This window comes from Pedobacter sp. NEAU-ZC8, assembly GCF_059278965.1.
The window spans coordinates 38,237-62,372 of record NZ_JCAJXC010000020.1 but is presented as its reverse complement, the minus strand read 5'-3'; the positions used below and the strand labels follow the sequence as shown (position 1 = coordinate 62,372).

24 protein-coding genes are annotated in these 24,136 nt (G+C 44.6%); 4 read left to right on the top strand and 20 right to left on the bottom strand.

The features are described 5' to 3' along the window. Positions 1 to 60: 60 nt before the first annotated feature. The 13 genes from ccsB to AC5WJX_RS15120 all read right to left on the bottom strand — a co-directional run bounded on the left by ccsB (position 61) and on the right by AC5WJX_RS15120 (position 13,823). Positions 61 to 3,348: a c-type cytochrome biogenesis protein CcsB gene (gene ccsB, locus AC5WJX_RS15180; protein ID WP_494485189.1), complete on the bottom strand. Its 3,288-nt coding sequence runs from the start codon at positions 3,346 to 3,348 to the stop codon at positions 61 to 63. A 122-nt stretch (positions 3,349 to 3,470) separates the two neighbouring features. Continuing rightward, positions 3,471 to 4,538, bottom strand: a complete 1,068-nt coding sequence (locus tag AC5WJX_RS15175) for an NHL domain-containing protein (protein ID WP_494485188.1) — start codon at positions 4,536 to 4,538, stop codon at positions 3,471 to 3,473. A 122-nt stretch (positions 4,539 to 4,660) separates the two neighbouring features. Continuing rightward, entirely contained in the window at positions 4,661 to 4,831 is a 171-nt protein-coding gene (locus tag AC5WJX_RS15170) for a type II toxin-antitoxin system antitoxin (protein WP_494485187.1), read from the bottom strand. A 2-nt stretch (positions 4,832 to 4,833) separates the two neighbouring features. Then, positions 4,834 to 5,346 carry a hypothetical protein gene (locus AC5WJX_RS15165; protein ID WP_494485186.1) on the bottom strand — a complete coding sequence of 171 codons (513 nt, stop codon included), beginning with the start codon at positions 5,344 to 5,346 and terminating at the stop codon, positions 4,834 to 4,836. A gap of 2 nt (positions 5,347 to 5,348) precedes the next feature. Further along, positions 5,349 to 6,206, bottom strand: coding sequence for an SPFH domain-containing protein (locus tag AC5WJX_RS15160; protein WP_440428421.1), 858 nt, complete (start codon positions 6,204 to 6,206; stop codon positions 5,349 to 5,351). Between the two features lie 149 nt (positions 6,207 to 6,355). Continuing rightward, positions 6,356 to 7,549 (bottom strand): hypothetical protein, encoded by a 1,194-nt coding sequence (locus AC5WJX_RS15155; RefSeq protein WP_494485185.1) that lies wholly within the window; start codon positions 7,547 to 7,549, stop codon positions 6,356 to 6,358. 66 nt (positions 7,550 to 7,615) lie between these two features. After that, entirely contained in the window at positions 7,616 to 7,957 is a 342-nt protein-coding gene (locus tag AC5WJX_RS15150) for a VOC family protein (RefSeq protein WP_494485184.1), read from the bottom strand. An 80-nt stretch (positions 7,958 to 8,037) separates the two neighbouring features. Continuing rightward, positions 8,038 to 9,981, bottom strand: coding sequence for a PAS domain-containing protein (locus AC5WJX_RS15145; RefSeq protein WP_494485183.1), 1,944 nt, complete (start codon positions 9,979 to 9,981; stop codon positions 8,038 to 8,040). A gap of 126 nt (positions 9,982 to 10,107) precedes the next feature. Then, positions 10,108 to 11,130 carry an LLM class flavin-dependent oxidoreductase gene (locus AC5WJX_RS15140; RefSeq protein WP_494485182.1) on the bottom strand — a complete coding sequence of 341 codons (1,023 nt, stop codon included), beginning with the start codon at positions 11,128 to 11,130 and terminating at the stop codon, positions 10,108 to 10,110. A gap of 91 nt (positions 11,131 to 11,221) precedes the next feature. Beyond that, positions 11,222 to 11,692 (bottom strand): hypothetical protein, encoded by a 471-nt coding sequence (locus tag AC5WJX_RS15135; protein ID WP_494485181.1) that lies wholly within the window; start codon positions 11,690 to 11,692, stop codon positions 11,222 to 11,224. A 102-nt stretch (positions 11,693 to 11,794) separates the two neighbouring features. Further along, positions 11,795 to 12,661, bottom strand: coding sequence for an alpha/beta hydrolase (locus tag AC5WJX_RS15130; protein WP_494485180.1), 867 nt, complete (start codon positions 12,659 to 12,661; stop codon positions 11,795 to 11,797). A 59-nt stretch (positions 12,662 to 12,720) separates the two neighbouring features. Then, positions 12,721 to 13,185 carry a hydroxyisourate hydrolase gene (gene uraH, locus AC5WJX_RS15125; protein ID WP_494485179.1) on the bottom strand — a complete coding sequence of 155 codons (465 nt, stop codon included), beginning with the start codon at positions 13,183 to 13,185 and terminating at the stop codon, positions 12,721 to 12,723. A 68-nt stretch (positions 13,186 to 13,253) separates the two neighbouring features. Continuing rightward, the gene (locus AC5WJX_RS15120; protein ID WP_440428431.1) at positions 13,254 to 13,823 is read right to left on the bottom strand and encodes a Crp/Fnr family transcriptional regulator; all 570 of its coding nucleotides are present in this window, start codon (positions 13,821 to 13,823) and stop codon (positions 13,254 to 13,256) included. A gap of 52 nt (positions 13,824 to 13,875) precedes the next feature. Here AC5WJX_RS15120 and AC5WJX_RS15115 point away from each other — a divergent pair, with 52 nt between their 5' ends. Further along, positions 13,876 to 14,136 carry a hypothetical protein gene (locus AC5WJX_RS15115; protein ID WP_494485178.1) on the top strand — a complete coding sequence of 87 codons (261 nt, stop codon included), beginning with the start codon at positions 13,876 to 13,878 and terminating at the stop codon, positions 14,134 to 14,136. A gap of 26 nt (positions 14,137 to 14,162) precedes the next feature. Here AC5WJX_RS15115 and AC5WJX_RS15110 read toward each other — a convergent pair whose 3' ends face one another. The 5 genes from AC5WJX_RS15110 to AC5WJX_RS15090 all read right to left on the bottom strand — a co-directional run bounded on the left by AC5WJX_RS15110 (position 14,163) and on the right by AC5WJX_RS15090 (position 17,980). Next, positions 14,163 to 14,723 carry a hypothetical protein gene (locus tag AC5WJX_RS15110; RefSeq protein WP_494485177.1) on the bottom strand — a complete coding sequence of 187 codons (561 nt, stop codon included), beginning with the start codon at positions 14,721 to 14,723 and terminating at the stop codon, positions 14,163 to 14,165. 497 nt (positions 14,724 to 15,220) lie between these two features. Next, positions 15,221 to 15,442 carry a hypothetical protein gene (locus tag AC5WJX_RS15105; RefSeq protein WP_494485176.1) on the bottom strand — a complete coding sequence of 74 codons (222 nt, stop codon included), beginning with the start codon at positions 15,440 to 15,442 and terminating at the stop codon, positions 15,221 to 15,223. 75 nt (positions 15,443 to 15,517) lie between these two features. After that, positions 15,518 to 15,817 carry a hypothetical protein gene (locus AC5WJX_RS15100; RefSeq protein ID WP_494485175.1) on the bottom strand — a complete coding sequence of 100 codons (300 nt, stop codon included), beginning with the start codon at positions 15,815 to 15,817 and terminating at the stop codon, positions 15,518 to 15,520. A gap of 104 nt (positions 15,818 to 15,921) precedes the next feature. Continuing rightward, the gene (locus tag AC5WJX_RS15095; RefSeq protein ID WP_494485174.1) at positions 15,922 to 16,650 is read right to left on the bottom strand and encodes a hypothetical protein; all 729 of its coding nucleotides are present in this window, start codon (positions 16,648 to 16,650) and stop codon (positions 15,922 to 15,924) included. Between the two features lie 43 nt (positions 16,651 to 16,693). Continuing rightward, positions 16,694 to 17,980, bottom strand: a complete 1,287-nt coding sequence (locus AC5WJX_RS15090; protein ID WP_494485173.1) for a PQQ-dependent sugar dehydrogenase — start codon at positions 17,978 to 17,980, stop codon at positions 16,694 to 16,696. A 285-nt stretch (positions 17,981 to 18,265) separates the two neighbouring features. On the opposite strand from AC5WJX_RS15090, the gene AC5WJX_RS15085 reads away from it, so the two are divergent. Next, positions 18,266 to 18,943, top strand: coding sequence for a DUF6266 family protein (locus tag AC5WJX_RS15085; RefSeq protein WP_494485172.1), 678 nt, complete (start codon positions 18,266 to 18,268; stop codon positions 18,941 to 18,943). A 42-nt stretch (positions 18,944 to 18,985) separates the two neighbouring features. On the opposite strand, the gene AC5WJX_RS15080 is transcribed toward AC5WJX_RS15085, so the two are convergent. Continuing rightward, positions 18,986 to 20,188, bottom strand: a complete 1,203-nt coding sequence (locus AC5WJX_RS15080; RefSeq protein WP_494485171.1) for a redoxin domain-containing protein — start codon at positions 20,186 to 20,188, stop codon at positions 18,986 to 18,988. A 122-nt stretch (positions 20,189 to 20,310) separates the two neighbouring features. Beyond that, a complete protein-coding gene (locus AC5WJX_RS15075) occupies positions 20,311 to 21,492 on the bottom strand; it encodes a formimidoylglutamase (RefSeq protein ID WP_440428438.1) in 1,182 nt (393 codons plus the stop codon). A 71-nt stretch (positions 21,493 to 21,563) separates the two neighbouring features. Here AC5WJX_RS15075 and AC5WJX_RS15070 point away from each other — a divergent pair, with 71 nt between their 5' ends. Continuing rightward, on the top strand, positions 21,564 to 22,538 hold the full coding sequence (locus AC5WJX_RS15070) for an SDR family NAD(P)-dependent oxidoreductase (protein WP_440428439.1): 975 nt from the start codon (positions 21,564 to 21,566) through the stop codon (positions 22,536 to 22,538). After that, entirely contained in the window at positions 22,535 to 23,830 is a 1,296-nt protein-coding gene (locus AC5WJX_RS15065; protein WP_440428440.1) for an HAD-IB family phosphatase, read from the top strand. Before AC5WJX_RS15070 ends, AC5WJX_RS15065 begins: the two co-directional genes overlap by 4 nt. Positions 23,831 to 24,136 lie beyond the last annotated feature (306 nt).

Below are 24,136 nucleotides of genomic sequence, written 5' to 3'. Positions count from 1 at the left end.
CGTTAAATTAAAGTTATTGTAACCTAATCACACATATGGCTGATACAGCGCTGGACTGGCCTATTTCACTGGCCTGTTCTTGTAGCGCTGGTAAGATACAATCGCCATGATCGCTACAACAATAACTGTGATATACACCCAAGCTGGAATAGGTACTGGATCGCCCTGCGCATACGAGTGCAGACCACTCAGGTAATAGTTCACGCCGAAATAGGTCATGATAATCACCGAAAAGGCTAGAAGTGAAAGTAGATTGAACAAGTATTTGCCGCGTAAACCAGGAATCAGTCTGATGTGCAGTACAAACGCATATACAATCACCGAAATGAATGCCCAGGTTTCTTTAGGATCCCAGCTCCAGTAGCGCCCCCAACTTTCGTTGGCCCAGATACCGCCGAGGAATGTTCCGACGGTAAGCAAGAATATACCCACGGTGAGCGACATCTCATTCACAATTGTCAGTTCCACGATAGATGCTTTTACTTTTGCACTGATCTTTTTATGGTCGATGATGTACAGGATGAGCACCACGGTTCCGAGCAGTGCACTCAGGCCGAAGAAACCATAACTGGAAGTGATAATGGCCACATGTATCATTAACCAGTAAGATTTGAGCACCGGTACCAGTGGCGTAATCTGCGGGTTCATTTGTGATCCACCATGTGCAAATCCCATGAGGATCACCGCGATTAAACATCCTGCCGCAGGAATAAAAGCATTGCTGTTGCGGTATAATAACAAGCCCGACATCACCCCGATCCAGCTGATGAACATCACCGCCTCATAGCCATTGCTCCAGGGCTCATGCCCGGAAATGTACCAGCGTACGCCAAGCCCGAACATCTGCAGGAAAGCCGCAATACTGATCAGGGCTAAGACGAAATTCACGGTCTTAGCAAGCGCTTTCGAGTCTTTAAAGAGTCTGCCAAAGGCTAGTGCGAGAATCACGGTTCCTAGAATAGCATAGCTGATCATCAGGTTCAGGAAGATGTTCCAGGAGTTATAGCGCAGCTCCATCTCTATCTTAGTCGAAGACGGCACCACAGCTTTACCCAATTCGGTCTGCACCTGTTTCAATGCTGTCAAACTTTGTTCAGCAGCATTCCAATCGCCGTTTCTGTTCGCTTGTAAAACGCTCATCAGGTACTGCGTAGCCGGATTTTGCGTCGCTGAAGCGTTTTCCGAGGGTGTAGGTGCTACAATCCAGGTGTTGTTCTTATCTCCTGCTACCGGAAAGATCCGGAGGTACTGCCCATTCAGCAGTTGCTGCATCACCTGCAGCTTATCGTTCAAATCGATGACATCTTTGTCGTACGTATTCTGCTCAGATGCTTTCTTGGCAAACGCCTTTAGATAGTCCGCCTTAAGGCTATAATCCAGGCTGCCATCAGGTGTCAGTGCCAATAGGTTCACCATCGTCGTATAGCCTTCAGCATTTGCCTTGACTGTGGCAAGTAAACCAGGTCCACTTTTGCTGCCCACTTTAATTAGCGGAACATTTACCCAGTCGAAGGGCGAAGTAGATATTGATAAGAAAAACTGGTTAGCACTAAGCCCATGGAACTTATCCTTGTGGTACAATTTACGAAGTATCTCCAGCGCCATTGTATTCACAGGCTCAATACGTCCATCGATGTTCTGCACCAGCAGGCTACCAAAGCTGTCCGCATGCGTAGCGTCAATCTTAACAGCAGCTGCAAAGTCCTTCCCATTGACCATTTTACCCGCAAGAATACGTTCCAGGCTTGCAATGTGATTATGATCTGGTGCTGCCGGTGCTTTGACCACACTGTCCGGACCGTGATCATGATCATGACCGTCGCCATGATCGTGTGCATGGTCATGCTGAGTACCATCCTTGCCATGCATATCGATCTCCTGCCCGTAGGCTAGTGCACCTGGCATCAGTATCAGCAGCACCAATAGCGTTTTAGAACGGGAGATGGTCTTCAGCTGCTGGTTTAGTTTAGAAAAGTGTGTTCCTTTCCAAAACAGTGTGACAAACAAACCGCCGAAAAGCAGGATGTAGCCGAGATAGGTGATGTTGGTGCCCCAATAATCGTGATTTACGGAAAGCACAGTACCAAGTTCATCCTGATCGAAGCTCGCCTGAAAGAAGCGATAGCCATCCTGATCAAGGACATGGTTCATGAATATCTTGTAAGGACGCTCATTTGGCCCCTCTTGTATCATAATATCTGAAGAATAAGCTGCTGGGCTATTACTTCCGGGATATTTTTCCATTTTAAAGTCTACAAGCTTCAGGCTAAACGGCGTTCTGTATATTTTGGAACCGTACCCCATGGCAATTGGCAATCCACCTACTGCACCCTGATAATTGAAGTTCGTCAAACCTCTACCTCCATATATAGATACCGTATCTGTAGCTGAGGGGGTGGTGACTTCAACCCTAGCCAGATCCAGGTCATGCTCGTGACTGCGTTTATCACCTTCATAATTGATGATATTTCCAGTTCGTGCAGGTTCAGGTATCACAAAAGCGAGGGCTCCATAGGTGTAAAGGCTTCGCAGGTGAAATTGCTGGGGACTATCTGGCGCCACTGTTTTCCGCTCCTGAGTGGCCATAATCATGTAATTACCTTCATAAGGTGAGGTAATGGTATAACCTTCCCGGCCATCCACAATATTAATTGCTCCGGTCGTCGGGGCATTATAACTAACCACCATCCCTGCAATTAGCTTTACACCACCACTTTGAATATATTTATTGACCCGTTTGCCTTCTTCCAGCACCACCAGATGAAGTGTTGGCTTACCTGCAGGACTGAGTACAAGCGAATCCTGTGCCCTTGCGTAGAAGTCTACAACTTTCACTTTAACTCTGGAACCCTTGTAATCATATTCCGCGGCAAATGTCTTTTTAAATGGCTTTAAATACCAGGGTATGCGGTTGGAAATAAGGGTAGCAGGCACATCATCATAAGCGAGGGCATCATCATTTTGCCCGATTTGAATTTTAAAGAAAGTGGCATCAGAAACCACCTCATCACTTGATGCACCCTCCCGGATATGCATGGAACCTTCGAAGCTGATGTAACGCGTTACAAAACCACCAATAAAGATCACGATAAATGCCAGGTGGAAGACCAGCAGTGGCAGTTTCTTGAAAGACATCAGCTGATATCTTTTAATATTTCCAACAAAATTAAGAATCAAAATGAGCATAATCAGCTCAAACCACCAGCAGTTGTAGATTAAGGCTTTTGCCACCGGCGTACCATAATCATTTTCGACAAAAGTGGCCATAGCCATAGAGAATGCATAAAGAAGTAACAGGGTACCCATCGTGCGGGTAGAGAAGATAATTCGGGTCAGCTTTGCTATCATTTTCAGGAATCCTGCCGTCTACTTGCCGGCAAAGCCGCATAATAGATATTTTCCCCTAGGCGGGCCTAACTTTTCTTGAAAAAAGATAATCCTATGATATTTAAGGGCAGGACATTATAGCCCTATCTAGGAAAAGTTATTTTTCTGATCTGATGATTTCCCCGATCGGTGATCAGTAGATTTCCGTCTACGTCGATCGCAATGCCTGATGGTTCAAAAAACGACGCCGAGTGCGCAGGGCCGTCAACAGCGCCATACTGGTCAGTTCCAGCGATTGTACTTACCAGACCAGCAGTGGATATCATTCTAATCTTATGGTTGCCCCGATCAGCTACGTAGATATTTCCAGCCTTATCAATTGCCAAGCCCTGGGGAAGATTGAAGCTTGCTTCACTGGCCACACCATCCGCATTACCTGCCATACCAGAGCCGGCTACAACGGAAACTTCATCATTGGCGTTTATCTTCAAAATCTGGTGCTTTCCATAATCCGCTATAATCAGCTCCTTTTGGGCATTAATGGCAATGCCTAAAGGGAACCGGAATGGAGATTGTCCGTCGTCTATTCTCAAGCCGCCAGCTAAGGTCTTTATTTCTCCATCTTTTAGGCGCTTTACATAACTGGCAAACTGGGTTATATAAATAGAACCAGAAGCATCATCTATCGCCAATGCTGATGGCGAACTTAACCTGTTCGAGCCGAGCGGCCCATCTACATCGCCCTTCGTGGATCCTGCTATAAGTTTAATTTTCCCGGCTGGACTAATTTGTTTGATGTTATTATTCTCTGAATCGCCAACAAATACATTCCCATACCAATCTACTGCAATGCCTGAGGGCCCGGTAAATGCACTTGAAGCCAACTCGGTGTTTCCAGATCGCCCACCCGCAAGCGTTGACACGACACCTTCAGGTGTAATTTTCCGGACTGCATGATTAGCATAATCTGCGACATAAACATTTCCAAAAAGATCAATAGATATTGCTGTAGGGCTTAAGAACTTGGCTGTTTCACCTGTTCCATCCTTAAATCCGTGGTTCACACTGCCAGCAAATGTGGACACAACTGGCCCCTTCACTTCGACTTCTTCCGGCTCGTTCTTTTTATCCTTTTTACAAGCTACAAAGCAGGATAGAGAAATCAAAAGTAGGAACATTGCTTGCTGGCGTATTGCCGGATTGATATTCATAGATAAGTTTGGGTGTGAATTATTAACTGCGCAGTTTACTTTCTTTTTCAAGGTATGCAAGGATACTCACATTTCAAAGCGCAAGCGATTAATAGTCATCACGTTTCTTTCAATTCCAAATGTCAATCATCCGTTTTCCGTTTTCGGGTTCCTTTTTTACGCTCATTGATAGCCTTGTTAAGCAAGTATTCAATCTGTCCGTTGATACTTCTAAACTCGTCACTGGCCCAATCTTCGAGTTCTTTAAGCATCTCGGGACTTACCCTAAGTACAAAAGGTTTTTTATCAGCCATAACTATGTTGCTGCTGCCGCGGCATGTCTTTGTCTTGTTAAATGAATTTGCAAAGCTAAAAAGGCCAGTAAAAGCATCCAGCGATTTTGTTGAGCCTGCACATCAATATAGATCACCGGCATCTTAAAACCCCTGCTTTTGATGCTTAACAATGCTGTGCCATCTTCCGCTTTCCAAACCGTTGTATTCTTCCAAATGGAAGGTTTCGTAAAGGTCGCCCTGAACCCATCATGAGCACTGAATGTAACTGTTGTTCCCAAAAGATTACCAGAAGTTGTTGCAGAAGAACCATCGGTAGTACTATTAATCTCTGCGCCTGACCATCCCTTGCCGGTAATTACCCAATTTCCATCTGCAGTCTCAATGATCGACTTGGTACGCCAAAAACCTTCATGACGGAGTATGCCATAACTGTGTACCCCATCAGTGAGTTCATACCGAGGCCTCCACAATCCATGCCGTTTTACGTTGAGCTCAAGCGGCATGGCTGATTTCAATATTAAAAAGTCGTTCATTATTAATGGTATAAGGTACCCGTATTTACGACTGGAGATACTGCCCGTTCGCCACAAAGTACCACAAGCAAGTTGCTCACCATGGCAGCTTTACGCTCTTCGTCAAACTCCACAATATTTTTCTCAGAAAGACGTGAAAGCGCCATTTCCACCATGCCTACCGCACCCTCCACGATCTGTTTACGTGCAGCAATGATCGCCGAGGCCTGCTGCCTTTGGAGCATCGCATTCGCAATTTCAGGCGCATAGGCCAGGTGCGATATGCGGGCTTCAAGGACTTGTATACCGGCACGTTCCAGCCTTTCATTCAGTTCCTGCTCCAACATTTCACTTACCTGCTCTGCCCCACCCCTCAAGGTAAGTGCCGCGGATTCGTCCTCCAAGTTATCATACGCAAAGCTATTGGCAAGATGCCTTACTGCAGCTTCGCTTTGGATATTAACATACTGCAGGTAATTTTCAACCGAGAAAACAGCCTTGGCGGTGTCTGTTACCTGCCATACGATGACGGCGGCAATCTCAATCGGATTCCCAAGCTTGTCATTAACCTTCAGCTGTTGACCGTTGAGGTTATAGGCTTTCAGGGATATATTCTTTTTAACCGTAAAAGGATTCACCCAGAAAAAACCGTCTTTTTTCACCGTCCCAACATACTTACCAAACAAGGTAAGCACCTTGGATTCATTCGGATTAACAATAGTCAATCCAGGTAGTACCAATGCAATGTCAATGATCGATACCAGTATGCAAGCTGTGATGTACCGGTTCATACCCAGGTAAATCGCTACAGCTGCAAGTAGCAGGGATAAGATCAGGGCGCCGTAGCCTGATGGAGGATTCGTAGTCTTTTCAGTTTCCATATGTTCTATATTTGATTTAAAGTGATATCATAAAGATATCAAAATAGCAATAAAAACAAAGGATCAATCACCGATAAAATTAAGCTACAATAAAAAAGAGGTTGCACATCTTCGATGATACAACCTCTTTCTCAGCACTGTAATCTCTGTTACTGCGCAATCAATCGCGGCAACTGCGCTTCAAACTGCCGGGTAAACTCCTGTGCAGTTAAAATATGACCCTGTTTTTGTGCTTTATCAGCCACTTCATAACCCCATTTCGCTGCTGCCATGCGCTGCGTAGGCGTACCATGATGGCCGTCACTTGTAAATGAACAATCACCAATGTTGAAGAACACATTTAAGAAAAGTTGTACCCTTTTCCACTGCATAGAAGCCCCACGTGCATGCGACAAGTAGTAAGCAGAGTAAGCATCTGCCATTAGCTCTGTCCTTCTGGTTGCTTCCGGACCCGACTGATCTCCAAAAAGATTCAGATCGAACTGAATATGATGTCCAAACTCATGAGCCAGGATGGCTTGCGGAGCCACATCAGCATAACCGATCGCCGCAAAAGCATCCATGATGCCGTCGCCCATAATGATCTTATCTGGAATAACGCCGTAAGGTGGAAAATTGAATGACGATTGTGCAAATGCATTAAAAGTAAACATCGGATGATTACCCCCTCTAAGTTGAGGATACGCATCTACTACCGCTAAAACTAAATCAGCATAGTAGTTCGCGCTTGCATCATCAAGGCCAAATGCTGCTTTATAAGTCCTTAAAATTCTAGCTCTATCAGTCAGCATCGTTCCATGCATGGCAGCAAGCACGATATTATCCGAGTCGATGTTCCAGAAACGTTTTAAATCTTTGAACGCCTTGCTGAGCTTTTGTGAATACTGCCCGTTCGCCCCAAAGGTCTGATTTGCACTGCTATTCTCAAAAAGCAGTGCATCATAGGTCGGCAGATCGAGCATAGCTGCTGTTAACACATAATCGATGATCGTGCTGTTCCAATCGGAAAGTTGCTGATCTAACCACTGGCTGGATGCCGTATTATCGTCACAGCTGGTTTCCTCAAGCTTAAGCGCCTTTCTAACCTTGTCCCGGTATTCCGGGTGCATATTCAGCTGCAGTTTGGCTGTGCCACGCACCTTTGCTTTCGCTGCTGCGGGAATCTTAGCATACAAAGCCTCAATTTTTTGCTGAACATCAGGAGAAAGCGTAATGGACTGGTTTTTTACAGACTTTCCAAGTTCCTCTTGGTTCAGAATAGCGTTTGTACTTTCTTTTTTACAGCCCAGGAAGCACGCAAAGACAATTGCAGCACTGGCTACGAGTAGGTTGGTTTTTTTCATAAAGTAGGTTTAATGATTACTAACATTAAGATAGCAACATTCACCACTAAAAACCTGAACTTTTTCTTATTTATCCGACCAAACCCCGAGCTCGTTACCAGCAGGGTCAAGAAAATGAAATCTGCGGCCGCCCGGAAAGGAGAAAATCTCTTTTGATATGATGCCCCCGGCCCGAATTACTACATCTTGCAACTGCTCCAAATCCTCATGATAAAGAATCACCAAGACGCCGTTTATAACCTCATCTGTGCTTTTCTCAAATCCGCCATCAAGCCCGGCATCTGCAAAAGCGACATAGTCCGGTCCATAGTCAGTAAAGCTCCAATTAAATGCAGCAGTGTAGAAATTCTTAATTGCTTCAAGGTCCTTTGCCTTAAATTCAACGTAGTTGATATGATTGTTTGCCATGATATATAAATTCCATGAATTTACAATTTCAGGCACATATTACAACTGCTTCGAACAATTTCCAAGGCAATCAGGCAGCTTTATTGAAGCGCTGGTAAGGTAAACCAGAAGCTACTCCCAGCGCCCAGAACACTATCAACGCCGATCTGCCCGCCATGTCGCTCCACCAGCTCAGCACTGATATATAGCCCCAGCCCTAAGCCAGACACCTGCTTACCGGAAGCATCTGCCCGGTAATAACGATCAAACAGCTGCGGAATCTTGTCCGGCGCAATTCCGGGGCCTGTATCCCGGACCGTTATTTTCAGAAACGAACCTTCATTTTTGATATGCGTAAAGATCCTATACGACTCAGGCGCATACTTGATGGCATTATTTACCAGATTTACGACAACCTGCTCGATGCGATGTTCATCCGCAAAGACAGATGCATTCAAGTCACCTTCCAGAACAAGGGAATACCTGGAAGTTTCTTCGATATGGCTGAAGGCACGTTCGAGCATCTCGGCCACTTTGAACCAATCTTTCCGCAGTTCCACCTGCCCTTGATTCATTCTGGACACATTCAACAGGTCCTCCACCAGCTCCGAGATCTTGTTCATACTTCGGGTTGCCTGATCCAGCAGTTTCGGAAACAGCGTATGATTTGGGGTTTCCCTGATCCTGGTAATCAGCTGTAAAGAAGCTTTCAGCGATGTAATTGGTGTTTTCAGCTCATGACTGGCTATCGAAATAAAATCATCTTTTTGCTGCTGAAGTGCCTTCTGTTGGGTAATATCTATTGCCGTTCCCAAAGTACGTTCGGGTTGCCCTTTGTCGTCAAAATAAACTTTCGCCTGAAATCTCACCCACTTCATTGCGTCCGTTTCAGAAACCAATCTGGCTTCATAGAAAATTCTTCCAGTCTTTCTAGCTTCCAACAGCGCCTGATCGCTTAATTTCTTATCCTCCGGGTGATACTGACTTACCAGTTCTTTCCTGGTGATGCCTGCTTTTAGCCCGACGATTTCATCAAAACGTTCGGAGGTTACAAAATCATCCGTATTAAAGCGGTATTCATAAGTACCGATGTCCGCAGCATCAGTAGCAAGTCGTATCCTTTCTTCAACTTCTTCTATAGCCTTTCTTGCATTTACTTTTTCAGATACGTCAATCCCGACAACCATCACGGCGGAAACATTACCAGTAATATCAAAGACCGGTTCATAGGTAAAATCTACGAAAACCTGCTCTGGCCGGCCATTTCTTAGCAGATTAACGTCAGCTTCTTTGGCCTTGAAAGCTTCTCCAGTACGAATTACTTCCTGCATAATTGGCGCATAGGATTCGGCAGCCTCCGGCACGCCCTCCCATATACTAAGCCCATCTAACTGCTCGAGTTTCTTTCCAACCAGTTCCAGATAACGCTCATTAACATCTGTGACCTTAAGATCACTGGCGCTAATCACGCAGATTGCAAATGGGGCCTGTAAAATAAGATTTCTAAAGCGCCTTTCGCTTAGCTCTAGTAAATGGTTAGATTCGGTTAATTCTTCATTTATGGTTGCAAGTTCTTCGTTGAAAGCCTCAAGCTTCCTGTTGGTAGAAGCGAGCTGTTCGTTCATTAACAACGCCTGCTCGCCGAGTTCCTTGATCTTCTCTTTAGACTCCACTAGTCCGGTAACATCCGTTGCATAACATACCACACCAATGATCTTACCTCCGCTATCCTTTAAAGGTTGATAGGAAAAAGTATAGTAGGACACCTTTACCTGCCCGTCAATGAGGAAGGTTGCGCGATCGTTAACGGCATAATAAGGCTCTCCAGTTGCCATGACCTGTCGTAATAAGGACTCAAAAGGCTGGTCCTGGAGCTCGGGTAGTGCCTGAGAAAAGGATTTTCCAACTACAGACTTATCCTTCCCCCAAGCCTTAAGCGTCGCTGCGTTGGCAACGGCTACAATAAGTTCGTCACCCAGGATCAAGTATATGGGATATGGAGAGCCTTCAATCAGGCCCGCCAGAATTTCATTATTAGGAATCATTATTCGATACTAGTTCGACATGCGGATTTGCTGCAAAAACGAAGTTAGAATAAGATTGCAGTTCCAAGAAATAAAGGCGTATAAATAAGTATTAATTCCAGACTGGTGTTGGAAACCACATTGATTTTATTCCCTGGTTTTCAGCAAAGGCATCACCTGGGTTCCGATCAATTCAATAGATTGTACCAGTTGGTTGTGCGTTAAACCGGCGTTATCCATTTGGAAGGTAAAGCGGTCAACCCCACCAAGTGCTTCGCTATGCCTTAATAACTTTTCCGCAACCTGCTCAGGTCCACCAACCACCAACACTCCTCTGGGCGCGATAAGATTGTTGAACTGTGTTCTTGTTACCGGAGGCCATCCACGTTCCCTACCCAGTTTCGTCCATAACTCCGCGTAACCTGGATAATAATCTGCAATAGCCTGCTCTGTGGTAGCAGCAACATACCCTGGTGAATGCAGACCAACCTTCAGCTGTTCAGGACTAAAACCAGCCTGGCGTCCGGCCTCGCGGTAGAGGTCTACGAGTGGACGGAAGCGTTCGGTTTCACCTCCAATAATGGCAACCATCAAAGGCAAACCTAATGCGCCAGCCCGGGCAAATGATTCGGGGGTGCCACCTACACCGAGCCAAACCGGAAGTTTCTCCTGCAGCGATCTGGGGTATACCGGCTGATTTTGTAGCGCAGGCCTGAACTTTCCTGACCAGGTCACGAACTCCTGATCGCGGATCTGTAACAGCAATTCCAGTTTCTCCCGGAATAAGGCATCGTAATCTTTCAGATCATAACCGAACAGCGGATAAGCATCTATGGCTGAGCCACGGCCAACAACCAATTCCGCTCTACCTTTGGAGATTAAATCCAGGGTAGCAAAATTCTGGTATACCCGAACCGGATCTGATGTACTCAACACCGTAACTGCACTCGTAAGGCGTATACGACTTGTTCGTGCAGCGGCTGCAGAAAGGATTACCGCAGGTGCAGAATCTAAGAATTCTTTCTTATGATGCTCTCCAATACCGTAGACATCTAGTCCGGCCCGATCGGCCGAAACGATCCTATCCAGTAACTGTTCCATTGCATCAACACTGCTCAGAGTATTTCTACCGTACATTGCAGATGCAAAACTATCAATTCCTATTTCCATGACTTATCCTATTAGCTGGTGATTATAGAATCAAATTTACGATGCAGCACAAGGAAGAATGATGATCTATGATAAGAAATGATGGAATGCTTTAGTGCGGAAATTCCCCTTCCTGTTCCTCACGCAACATCTTTAACAAGGCTATGCGGGAGGCTTCCTCGTCACCTTTAATTGTGGTTTCCCAGTTTCCAAAGATGTCTTTGGATTTTTTAATCACCAGCAATTCACGTCCTTGTTCGTTGTTAACGGTAGTTATCAAAGCGCCAAATATATCTTTAGATTGTTTAATGGTCCTTGATCTGCCTTCTCTTTCAGTGATCTCTGTAATCTGGTTCCCAAAGATATCTTTAGACTTCTTTTCAGAACGAATTAGCTCGCCATTCGCCCCTGTTATGCGCTTGATCCGATTTCCAAAAATATCTTTGGTTTTTTTAACCACAAGTGTTCGATTACCTCTTTCATCTTTATAGGTTAAGGAGGTATCTCCAAAGATATCGACAGACTTTACGATGGAGTAGCTTCGTTCCTGACCAAGCACTGTACCAGTCAGGAAAATCAACATCAATAGAAATTTAAATTCGGAGCGCATAGGAAACAATTATTCAGCTACAATATTATCAAATTATTTCATTGTAGATAAAAAAACCCCGGCACAATTCTGCAATTATTTCTGTTTAGGATATAACATCCGAAAAGCATTAAAGACTGCCTGATGTGTGATGGTCGAATGGTCTTCCTCTGGCAAATAGTCGAAATAAACATTTACATGCCTAGAGAGTCCTTTCTGAAGTTTGTCGGCCAATAAACGGGCATCCTCTTCCATGATATGCTCCTTGGAACCATCAATGGAGCCTTCCTTGCCTACGCCAATATATATTTTTGTCGGAGCAGAATAATTAGAGTTCAGAATGGACGGACTGCTTCTGAGCAGATAACCATCCCGCCACCATAAACTCGGACTGATAATGATGTACTTGTCAAAAAGCTGAGGTTTGGTAAATAGTATCTCCGTGGCCAGCAATCCACCTAATGATTGACCAATAATGGTGTTACCCTTGCTAGAGCCGTATTTCTTTTCCACGTAAGGCTGAAGCTCCTGCTCCATGAAAGAAATAAATTGAGTAGAACCACCATTTCTAGGAACCAGTTTATTGTCACTGCTACGATCACTTTTTGAAGTAAAATCATACTTGCGGCTAATATTGGCAATACCAACGACAATGGATTTTGGAAGTCGATTTACCCATGGAAAGGTGTTGAATTGCACAATACCAGCTACATGGATGAAATCCTCATCTGCGGAACCATCCAGCAAATAGATTATCGGGTATCTTGCTGTACTGTCATAGCCTTCCGGCAGATAGACATTGAGGATCCGATCTTCCGATAGGATGCTAGAATGTAATACCTCTACTTTACCTAAGACAAACTTTTGATCTGATCCAAGATTGTCATTGTTTTGAGCCGAAGCCAGGATACAAGTACTGATGTTTAAAAGAGATAAAAGTAATACGGAGCACAGTAATTTCATTTACCCGCAATCTAATGATTTCTGAGCCATTCCGTCGCCATCTAGCAAGCAGCCAGGTCTTAGTTACCTCTATAGGTTGAATATCCATAGGCCGAAAGTGTGATCGGCACATGATAATGCTTGTTATCTTTTATCTCAAATACAACATCAACAAAGGGGTAAAAGGTATCAGCCTTTTTGCTGGAGAAATAGTCTTTCACAAAAAATATCAGTTTATAGATGCCCCGGTTTTCCTGCCGCTGATCTAGAAAGGCCTTGATTCTACCTTGCTCATCTGTTATGTTCTTGTCTACAAAAACCCATGCCTTAGTTTTTTCATTTAACTTTTCCAACTGAACCGTAACACCTGGAGCTGGCATACCCGATGATACATCCAGAATATGAGTTGACAGTTGATAGGTTGGTGTTTGTCCATAGGCTTCTGCACTGCCACCTCCAGCTACACCAATGGCTCCAATAACTTTATTATTAAACCAAAGCGGAACACCTCCACCAAGCAATAGCAATTCTGGTAAGTAAGCCAAGTTTTCAGTGTCTGGATCACACAATCTACCGGGGTATTGATGAAAAAACGTTGCTCTAGCGCAACGTTTTAGATTCTGGACTTTATCCGACTAAGCGTCGAAGGGGAGATACCCAGGTAGGAGGCGGCCATCTTGTTAGACAGTCGAAGAAGAAAGTCAGGCTGAAACCTGATGATCCAGCGTACCTTTTCCAAAGCATCAAAGCCCTGAAAGCCATAAATTCGCTTTTGAGCATTAACAAAACCAAGTTCAAGAATTTCCCGATAGATCATCGCAAATTGGGGAACTGTATCAACAAGTTGATAAAAATCCCGCCGATTGATGTACAACAACTCCGATTTGGCGACCGCTTGTAGGTATTCCTGAGTTACTGTTTGTTCAATGAAGCTGGGCAAAGCTGTGCAGAACCCACCTTTAAATCCAAAATATCTGGTGGATTCGTTTCCCTCGGAATTGTAAGTAAACAAACGTAAGCAACCATCATTTACAAAATAATAGCCTTTGCAAACTTCATCAGAATTAATTAGTATTTCATTCCGCTGAGCTTTCACCAGTGTAAAATGACTGCAAATTAATTCTAAAGTCCCAACAGAGACATCGCTCCTGCTTACGATATAGTTTTTTAATAAATCAAACATAGGTTATCTCTGGAACTAGCAAATAAAAATACCTATTTTGTCTTAAAAAATCATGGACCACAAACAACAGGCTAAATTCGATCTTACCATTAACGAATCTACAGTCACTCCAGCAATTCATTCCAAGGTTGACATCATGCAGTTTATCACAGATTGTTGCTCAAACTTTGCTGAACAAGTTAATCTAACTGATGATGGCGATGAACTTACCTTGATCATCGATGAAATTCAATCACAAGACTACAAAGACCTGGACAAGGAACTCAGAGACCAAACCTTCTTCACGGTTAACCATTCCGCCTTCGGATCGTAAGACTTGAAGTCAATGTATAGCAAGCTTTATGCTTCTTTACAAGGCTGTGTGGCTTGAGTATTTTTATGTAGAACATCTCTATCTCTGGCAATTTCGCTGCGGTTGATACATTTGATCTTGTAGCCAGCTTTTTTGCATTTCTCCAGGAATAGATCACTGGGAGGATTTTTCAGATCAAGTCGATACTCATTGCTTTTATCGTTAACGAACAGGACGTTGAACCCAGCTCCAGCGCTTTTAGGTATGCCTTGGTGCTTTAAGGTTAAGAGAAGATTGTACCGTTCCAAGAGGTCGATATACTTTTCCATCCAGGTGTTTATGACTTCCTGATTGTCGCTGGTTGAGGCGGATTCCGCTTTCGCATCCACTATGAAATCCTCAGGCAAGAATAGCTGTGGAAACTCCACAGAAAAATCGTGTCCTATTGCTTTACCAATTCTAAGAATGATCTCTGGTTTAAGTCTTAGTTGCAAAAACCAATTGTAGATGGAGCGCCTGTTTACGCCCATCATTTTCGCTAAATCTGTTAAGGAGTGTCCGCCTCGTCTAACCGCTTTCTCTACGATTTCTCCGTAATGTTCTGCCATCTTAATTTTGTTTTGTTTATCCAGGTAGGATGTGTTGTTTGTATTTTTCATCAGCAGGCAAGAATTACACACAATTGCTCGGTATGAGTAATTTGTCTACATACTATATCTCACATGCTATCGTATTTATGCAACAGAAGCGAATAAGCATGTTTGTTGCGCCTGTCCAATTCAGTGTTGCAAAACCTAATCCGCTTTCTTAACCGTGTATGATTTACACCATCTTTCTAAAAAATGTAACCATAGGATTGTACCCGAAGCACATATTGTAAATCAATGTGCAACAACATGTAAACACATGTGAAATGCGTATTGCTTACATTTAGCAGTAGAAATTAACCTGCTTTAACCTGAAAAATTATGGAGTCAGTAATGCTCATTTTGCTAGCCTGCCTTGTTGTTTTTGCTATCGGACCTTTCGTCCGTATCGTTGATCGCTGGAATCAAAGGAACTCACTTTAACAAGCTGGAATTTCCGGAATATCCGTTCTCAAGTATTAAACCTGTGTATCACACCAAGCCAGTATTTCGGTATATAGGTCGGCTGCTGCCCGCGATTGATCCAACTTATGCAGACGCATCAACTCCTCGTTAAATGCTTTAAATCTGATGAAGCTTCTTCGCTCTTCCATGATTTTAACCCGATCTCCGATAATGAAATCTGCAGTTTCTTTATCGTAAACATCACTGATGTAGAGGCAAAATAACGCATGCGTCATGTACTCATTGAAAACTGCAACAGGGCTCGCATAAAAAACATTATAAGCATCTTCGCGAACCCAGCCTTGTCGTTTTCAGAATGCCGCATTGATCTGACTGGCATATTTGTTACTGGTCGGATTTACATAGTTGTGGTCGATTTCCGTAAAAACAATACCAGACATCAGACCAGCGCGCTGTTTTTCCGTAAGATCAACATTTCGGTCATACCGATCAGTACCACAAACGAACATTACGTTTTCTGCAAACCTTTTATCGTCTACATAAGTGGTATACCGCTGCGTGCTATGCGTTCCGCCAATGAGTGGGGAGGAGACTACCTTGTAGGAATGATACGTGATTTTTGGAAAGTTGCGCTCCAACCAGGTCCACATCTGTTTAACAGGCAATAGTTCACGCTGTCTGGAAAGTTGTTCCTGATAAAATTTAAGGTTTGCTTTATAAAATTGTCTGAAGCCGGACCTTGCCGCAAAATCTTCTACAGCTGGCTTGAGCTTCCCAAAAAGGCTGCTGTCTGCCAGCTCCGTGCCAAATACGTGATAGTATGGGCGCCGTTAAAAGTCAATGCTGTATGCTTTGAACCCAAGGTAGTATCTTGGAAATTAAAAGCAAAGCTGTTTTCCCGGAAGTCATAGTAATTCCTGGTGGCCAGGCTATCGGGATAGTCCAGAAGTTTGAAGATGGGATCATTCATGTAAGGCTTAAACCATTTCATGACCCTTTCGTAATAGGCACCCTCCTTGTTTAGGTCTGTGGCTTTCTGACCGGCTGAAGAGATTGTCCAAAGAATATTTGCAAGTTCATAGGGCTCTGGTATATCAAGCTGGACGTTTCCCGTATTGCGCATGATGTAGGACTTCGGGAACATCACCCGGAGATCGTTAAAGTGTAACTTCAACGTACTTTTTCCCTTAGGGGAGGCCAGGTTGACCAAAATGTAATGCGCATAAGGAATCTTGTTATGATAATTGAACCTTAAAGAATCCTTGCCAAAGTACAATGTTATAGCCAGTCCATAGCTGGCATCTGCGCCGTAGCTTGTTTTAAGGGTGCTAACCTGATAATGATCCCGCTCCTTCAGGTTCGAAAATTTCAGGCTGATGGTATCATTTGGACACCATAACGTTTTTGGATAAGTCTCCGTAACAGTTTGAGCAAAGCTGACTTTCATGCAGAGCAGCAACACCAGGAGAGCGAATAAGCGCATAGTTTTTTAGATGAGTCGTTAAATAGATATCGGCTTTTAAGCTTTAGCCCTGCTTCTTCGCTTCGGCATAGCCAATCCTGAAGATCGTGCCTTTGACATCATCAGCTACATATAATGCGCCGTCAGGCCCTTGTGCAATCCCCATTGGACGGTGCTTGAAAGAACTTTTGGACGCCGCATCTACAGCCATGAAATTGTCAGCAAAAACTTCCCATGGACCAGATGGCTTACCGTTCTTGAATGGTACAAAAGCAACAAGATATCCTTTCTTCAGCGGTTGCGACTGTCCGTGAAAAACGATGAATGCCCCGTTTTTATATTTCTCCGGAAACATATTACCGGTGTAAAATAGCAGATCGTTGGGTGCAAGGTGCGCCGGAAAATCGGTAGCAGGATCAATGTACTTCTTGTCCACCGACTTCTTTCCATCGCCTCCATATTCAGGAGAAACAATCTGTTTGTGCTCAAAAGGATCGTAGTACACGTATGGCCATCCCGCATCATCGCCTTTATGCAGCTCATACATCGTCTCTGCTGGTAAGGTCATATCCTGTTCCGCGGTATAGATCTTAGGAAACTTATCATGCAGTCCCCCACGGCCATGCTGGGATGCAAAAAGTGATTTCGACACCGGATTCCAATCCATTCCAACCACATTCTTGAGCCCTCTTGCATAATGAACCCCACTGGAGTAGCCTTGGTTAAGCTTATTCGCACTGAACTGCCACACACCACCCACAGAATCAAGCAGTGTACAATTATTCAACCCGCGACCTGCTGCGTCGGTGCAGGTTTCATCATAGGAGCCAATAGCGACATACAGGTTATTTTCAGCATCCAGCGATAAGGCTTTTGCATTGTCCCGGCCTTTATCTACCAAACCCTGAACAATCAATTCTGCCTTAGCTGTGTCCAGTAGCTGTCCTTGATCATCCAGCTGGTACCTGTATACATTACTGTTAGAAGATGAATACAACAGGTTCCCCTGAATGCGAATGCCTGTACCTGGATAATTTCCAAAGCCCATCGTTTTGTCCATCCTTCCATCATGATCCGTATCGCTCAGAAAAAGGATACCCTTTCCATCTTTCATTTTGCTAAGCTTAACATAGATGTCACCGTTTTTATTCAATGCAAGATGACGCAGCGGGCCTAAAGAATCTGCCACAACGCTGGCAGAGAAGCCTTGTGGCAAGACAAGCGCCATCGCGGCGCTGTCGCTTACGGTATTTGCAATAGATTCTTTATTTGCATTTTGACAGCTTGACAGGAGATGGATACACAGCAGGAATGCGCAGCCTTTTTTAATTGAGTTCAGGATATTATTCATGGATAATCAGGAGCATATTTTAAGATTCCGCTCGTTTTGTTAAGATAATACATCAGGAAGTAATTCAGCATTAAGGATATAAATTGTTACACAAAAGATGAATTGCTGGGGTTTTGCATCGCAGCTTCGCCGGCTGTTCATCGCCTCTTGGCCGCCTATTGTTCGCTTATGCTTCGCCTGCAAGCGAACAAAACGCGCTGGAGAGGCTTTGAATACGCGACACTTAGACAAACTTGATAGAGATCAAATCTTTGTTTACCTTGAAGAATCAATAACGCAATCAGCATGGCAAGAATAAAGAATGGCATATTGGGTCCCATTGAGGGACCAGTATCGCAGGTTACTGGCTATATCCGTCTTGGAGTACCCGTACTTCGAAAGAAGCGCGAGCTTGACCCCACAAAACCCCGCAGCGAAAAACAGATCGCGGCAAATAACCGCTTCGGCTTTGCCATGAAGTTCGTTAAGCCGACAACGCCTTTTCTTAACGTTGGATTCTCCCTGGGCCGGGAGAAAGGACAAACCGCCCACAATATCGCAGTCTCCAAAGTGTTAAGTGTTGTTGAGGGGCTAAATCCCGACTTCCACTTCAGGTACGAAGATCTTTTGGTTGCAGATGGTAACCTGCAGGAAGCACTAGGTGCAAGGGTGGAAATGACAAGCCCGCGCACTTTAGAGTTTTCTGGGAACAGCCGGACAAGCAAAGTTATGTGCGCAGCCAGGATCAAGTCATGCTACTTGCCTATATGCCGGAAGAAGATGTCGCATTTTACGTCACCAGCGGAGCACGGCGCAGCGCAGGGCAAGACCTGCTGGAAGTCTGCTCGGGCAAACCGGGGCAAGTATTCGAAACCTATATTGCCTTCATCTCAGACGACCGGAGAAAGATCTCTAAAAGCACCTATACCGGGCAGGTCGTTATTGCGTAGTTGCAATCTCAGCAAGACAAACAAAAAGGGCTGATCAACCCAATGACCAGCCCTTTTTTATATCAATTATATACGACTAAGATTTAGCTTTCTTCGCTTTAGAAGCTTTTGCAGCTGGAGCAGCGGCAGTAGGTGAAGTCGCAGCAGCCGTATTCGCACCTAAAAGTTCAGCAAGCTTGGTTTGTAAAGCCTCTTCCCTCAGGTTTCTGGCAACGATTTTACCAGTTGGATCTACCAGGAAGTTGAAAGGAATAGCCTGTACGCCATACATCTTCGAAGCAGCATTATCAAAATATTTTAAATCTGAAACATGGCTCCAGGTTAAGCCATCATCCTGAATTGCTTTAACCCAGGCTTCTTTCCCATCCGGACGGTCCAAAGAAACACCCAGCACGGTAAAGTTCTTGTCCTTATATGTGTTATAAGCTTTTACCACGTTCGGGTTTTCACGACGACAAGGTCCGCACCAGGAAGCCCAGAAATCAACCAGCACATACTTACCTTTGAAATCAGAAAGTTTGATTGGTTTACCACTTGGATCATTTTGTGTAAAGTTTGTCGCCATGGTACCTACCTGCGATTTCTTTGCGCCATCAATTGCAGTCTGAATGCTTTTTCCAAGTGGCGTTGCTTTCAGCTCTGCAGAAAACTTATTGAAAGCAGGCTCCGCAGTCGTTGGGTCAATATCGTACCCCAACACTGAACGGAAGGCATTTAGAGCAACGTATGAATTTCTGTTGCCATCAATGAAAGTCTGGCTTAGGTCCTGCATTTCTTTTTCTATGGCATTGGAACGTGCATATACGGTTTCCATGTAACCCGGAGCCTTACGCTCTTCATCGGTTTTCGCAGAAAACTCCGCCTGCAAAGCTTCCATCTTCGCTACTGCTGGTTTCATCAAGACAGCAAGTTTCGCATTATCTTCATTTACCGGCGAGCCAGTGATCACCGCATTTTTCACGGAATCTTTGGCAGAAATGGTGATATTCTTATTTTCAATATAGAATCCAAGTACATCCAGTGGTGTTTTTGCCGCTGTTGCTTGTGCATGTTTTACCCTGATGTTTGCACTTACCGGCATTTCCACCTGTCCTTTGAAGCTGAAAGCACCGTTTACGATATTAGTCGAGTCGGCGAACTGCCCAGCGGGGGTTCTATAGATCAGATAAGCTTTGGCTGGTGCGTTTAGTGCGCCTATTTTACCGTTGATGGTAAAGCCCTGCTGCGCCATTGCCGCAAAAGGCAATATCATGGCAGCAGATAGAATGAATTTTTTCATTGATTGTAATTTGGTTGGTGTTAATTAGATTGCGTTAGCATATCAAATATAAAATATTGATAATACCATAACGATTCTTTACCAGTAAAATTACAATCGTAGCGCCGCTGGCTGATCAGGGATTATAGTAGCTTCTGGAAGGTGCGCCACCAAAGATCAGGCATTTCTCCATTCACGGCCATCGTATAGTCTTCATAGCGGCAGGGCACCAGGTGATAACGCTCATTCTTGGATACACCTGTTGGATATGGCACCTGCATCCACCAGCGGTCAGACTTCTTGCTTTTCACGAAGAGCATCTCCCCTGTTCCATCGCTTAAAGTCGTGCGGTAGGTGATGTATTGCGACTTCGGACTTAATGGAAAATCTTTTTTGCGGTTGTAAAAACCATCTACGAAATACCAGACGATCTGTGCAAGTAAGAGTGCCGTCTGACTGTTATTATCATAGGCTGGATTGAACTCATAGAAACCGATGGACGTCAGCTTGTCGTTCATTCCTGCATACCGGGCGATCCTGCAAGCCTGTTCGCCATAGAAGCCGTTTGGCGTGGCATTGGCATTGGCTCCGGCATCGGACGAACGGATGGCAGAGATATCAAAGCTGATCATATTCGAGTTCCGGATGATCGGCTCTGTCAGACTGATATCGGTTGTAAATTCTCCAAGGCGGTGCGCATCGAAGTATAACTTGCTCATCACTTTCAGACTTTCCTGGTTAACGAAATAGGTTTGATAACCCAGGTTGCTGAAGTTGAACAGGTAATTTGGCTGATGTAAAAAGATCTTGTTCAGATAGGTGTCGGAGCGGGTTGCGATGCCCTCTTCATCATCTTCATCGAGGTCGAACTTGTTGTCGACCACAACCAGATCTACCTTTTGCTCCATGCTTTCATAAGCCAGATATTGCGGGTAAGTAAGGTCTTGTCCGCCACCGATAATCACCGGCAGGATGTTCAGCTTCATCAGCTCCGAAACAACCATTTTCACTGCAATATAGGTGTCGGAGATGGCAGCACCAGCCTTGATATTTCCAAGGTCGATGATCTTACATTGGAAATCGCCCTCATTTAAAAGGTAGAATTGTTCACGGAAAGCATCTGGCCCCAGTGAACAGCCACTGTTATTGACCGCTGCGCGATCATCCTGTACACCAATTATGGCAATATCGTAGGCATTCTCTTCCAGTTCAGGAAACCTGTCGGTATAAAAACTGGCTTTCATGCCCAGCTGGCTGGTCAGGAATCCGTTTTTAGGGCTAAGTTCTTCCAGTGATAAGGGAGAAAAGAAGTCGGAAAGGCTCATAAATGTCAATATGTGGGCTCAAATATCTATTTTTGAGCCCACATATTGATGCACAACCTTAAATTAATGAAATGATCCTGATCACTGGTGCCACCGGATTTTTGGGCGCTGAACTGACCCAACAGTTAACATCGCAAGGGCTCCGGGTGCGTGCTTTAAAACGCGAAACAGGAAGAATTCCCGATCTGCTGAAAGGGAATACCAACATTGAATGGTTCAGTGCAGACATCAATGATCTGGCAACCCTTGAAGATGCTTTCGAAGGTATCCATCAGGTTTACCATTGTGCTGCAGTCGTTTCTTTTGATCCAAAAGACAAAGCAAAAATGATCCATGTGAATATTGAAGGCACCAGTAATGTGGTTAACCTTTGCATGGAATATGGCGCGCGACTGCTACACGTGAGTTCGGTAGCTGCCTTGGGTGAACCGAAGAAGGGACAGGAAATTACAGAAAACGATTACTGGGAATATAGCGCGCATGTGCATACTTATGCCATTTCAAAGTACGAAGGTGAGATGGAAGTCTGGCGTGGCATTGCCGAAGGTCTGGAAGCGGTTATTGTAAATCCATCCGTGATCATCGGTGCAAATGCGGGTTATCAGGGAAGCGGCGCTCTATTTAAATTGGTCCAAGACGGCCTTTCCTTTTACACCAATGGCGCTACAGGTTTGGTGGATGTCAGTGATGTGGCCAAAAGCATGATCCTGCTGATGAACAGCGAACAGCAGGCGGAGCGGTTCACCATTTCGGCAGCCAACCTGAGCTACAAAGAACTGTTCAGCCTGATCGCTAATGGGTTCGGGAGGAAAGCACCAGCCCGGGAAGCCAAACCCTGGATGCTGGGCATCGCCTGGCGTGCTGCAAGGGTGGCAACGTTGTTTACCGGCCGGTCATTCGGGCTCACCAGTGATACCGCGAAAAGCAGTACCAGCTACAGTTATTACAGCAATTCAAAAATAAGAAACACGATAGGCATCGCATTCAAACCACTGGAGCAAAGCATCTCTGAGGTTTGTGCTGCATTGACAAAAAACAATCCATGACACCTAAAAACTACTACATCATTGATTTCGATAGCACCTTTACACAGGTAGAAGCGCTGGATGAGATGGCTAAGATCTCCCTCAAAAATCACCCGCAAAAAGAAGAAATTCTAAAGCAGATTGAGGATTATACCAACCTTGCCATGGAAGGTAAGTTGTCATTTACGGAAAGTCTTGCAGCACGTGTCCGCCTGCTTAATGCCAACCAGGATCACTTGAAGCAGCTGATCACCCGTTTGAAAAAGAAGGTTTCGGCCTCTTTCTCCCGCAATGCGGAGTTCTTCAGGAATCATGCAGATGAGGTATTAATCGTTTCAGGTGGGTTTAAGGAGTTCATTACGCCAGTGGTGAGCCAGTATCACATCAAAAAGGAGAACATCTATGCCAATACTTTCGTAACCAATGAGGAGGGTCAAATCATTGACTATGATCATGACAACCCATTGAGCGAGGAAGGTGGCAAGGTGAAACTACTTCAAGGCATGAAGCTGGATGGTAATGTTTATGGCATCGGCGATGGGTACTCGGATTTCCAGCTGCGCGAAAGTGGATTGATCAAGAAGTTCTTCGCTTTTACAGAGAACATCGCTCGCGACAGCATCGTTAGCCGTGCGGACCATGTTACGCCGAGTTTCGACGAGTTCCTGTATGTAAACAATTTGCCGAGCGCAATATCTTATCCAAAAAACAGGATTCTTTGCCTCGTGATCGGTGATGTACCGGAACTCAGCATCAACATGCTGAAAAGGGACGGGTTTTCCGTACGCCACAAAGCAGATTTCGAGGAGAAATATGTAGCAGACGTACACATGGTGTTGCTTGCTGCAGATGAAAGGATCGATCATGAAAAGCTGAAGCGTGCAAACAAGCTGAAAACGATTGGCCATTTGGGCAAGGCCAAGTCGCTGGATTTAACGGCTTGTACGGAGATGGGTATTGTTGTTTTTGACAATCCCAGGAACAATCCAAGAAGTTCTTCTTTCATCCCGCAGCGCATGATCGATTTCATGAACACCGGTGCAACGTATCTGAGTGTAAACTTTCCAAATCTGCAATTGCCGAGAATGGAGAAGTCGCACCGCTTGATCCACATTCACCAGAATATTCCGGGCATTATGGCGCAGATCAATACCATCTTTGCTGCGCACGATATCAATATCGTAGGGCAGTTCCTGATGACAAATGCCCAGATCGGGTATGCCATCACGGATATCAATGCGGAGTACGATAAGGAGCTGTTCAAGTCGTTGAAGCAGATTGAACAGACGATCAAGTTCAGGGTGTTGTACTAGGCCGGTTGAGGGGTTTTTATTTATCAAAAACCCATTATCAAAAACTGGAAAATAGGGTTTGATTAATGGAATGGGTTTTTGATAATTTGAGGTGAGGATCTGGTTTCTTTTAGCAGGTTACAGCTGGCGTTTTCTTAGGAATTATGAGGGGGGCGTATGTTTTTGTGGGTTATCGATAAAGGAGGGAATAATGATAGTAACTGGAAGAGTTACAAAAAGTCGACTAATATTCATACTATTGGCAGTACATTTATATATTATTGTTTGCTTTGAAAAAAACATATGCTGATACTTTGTTGATAAATC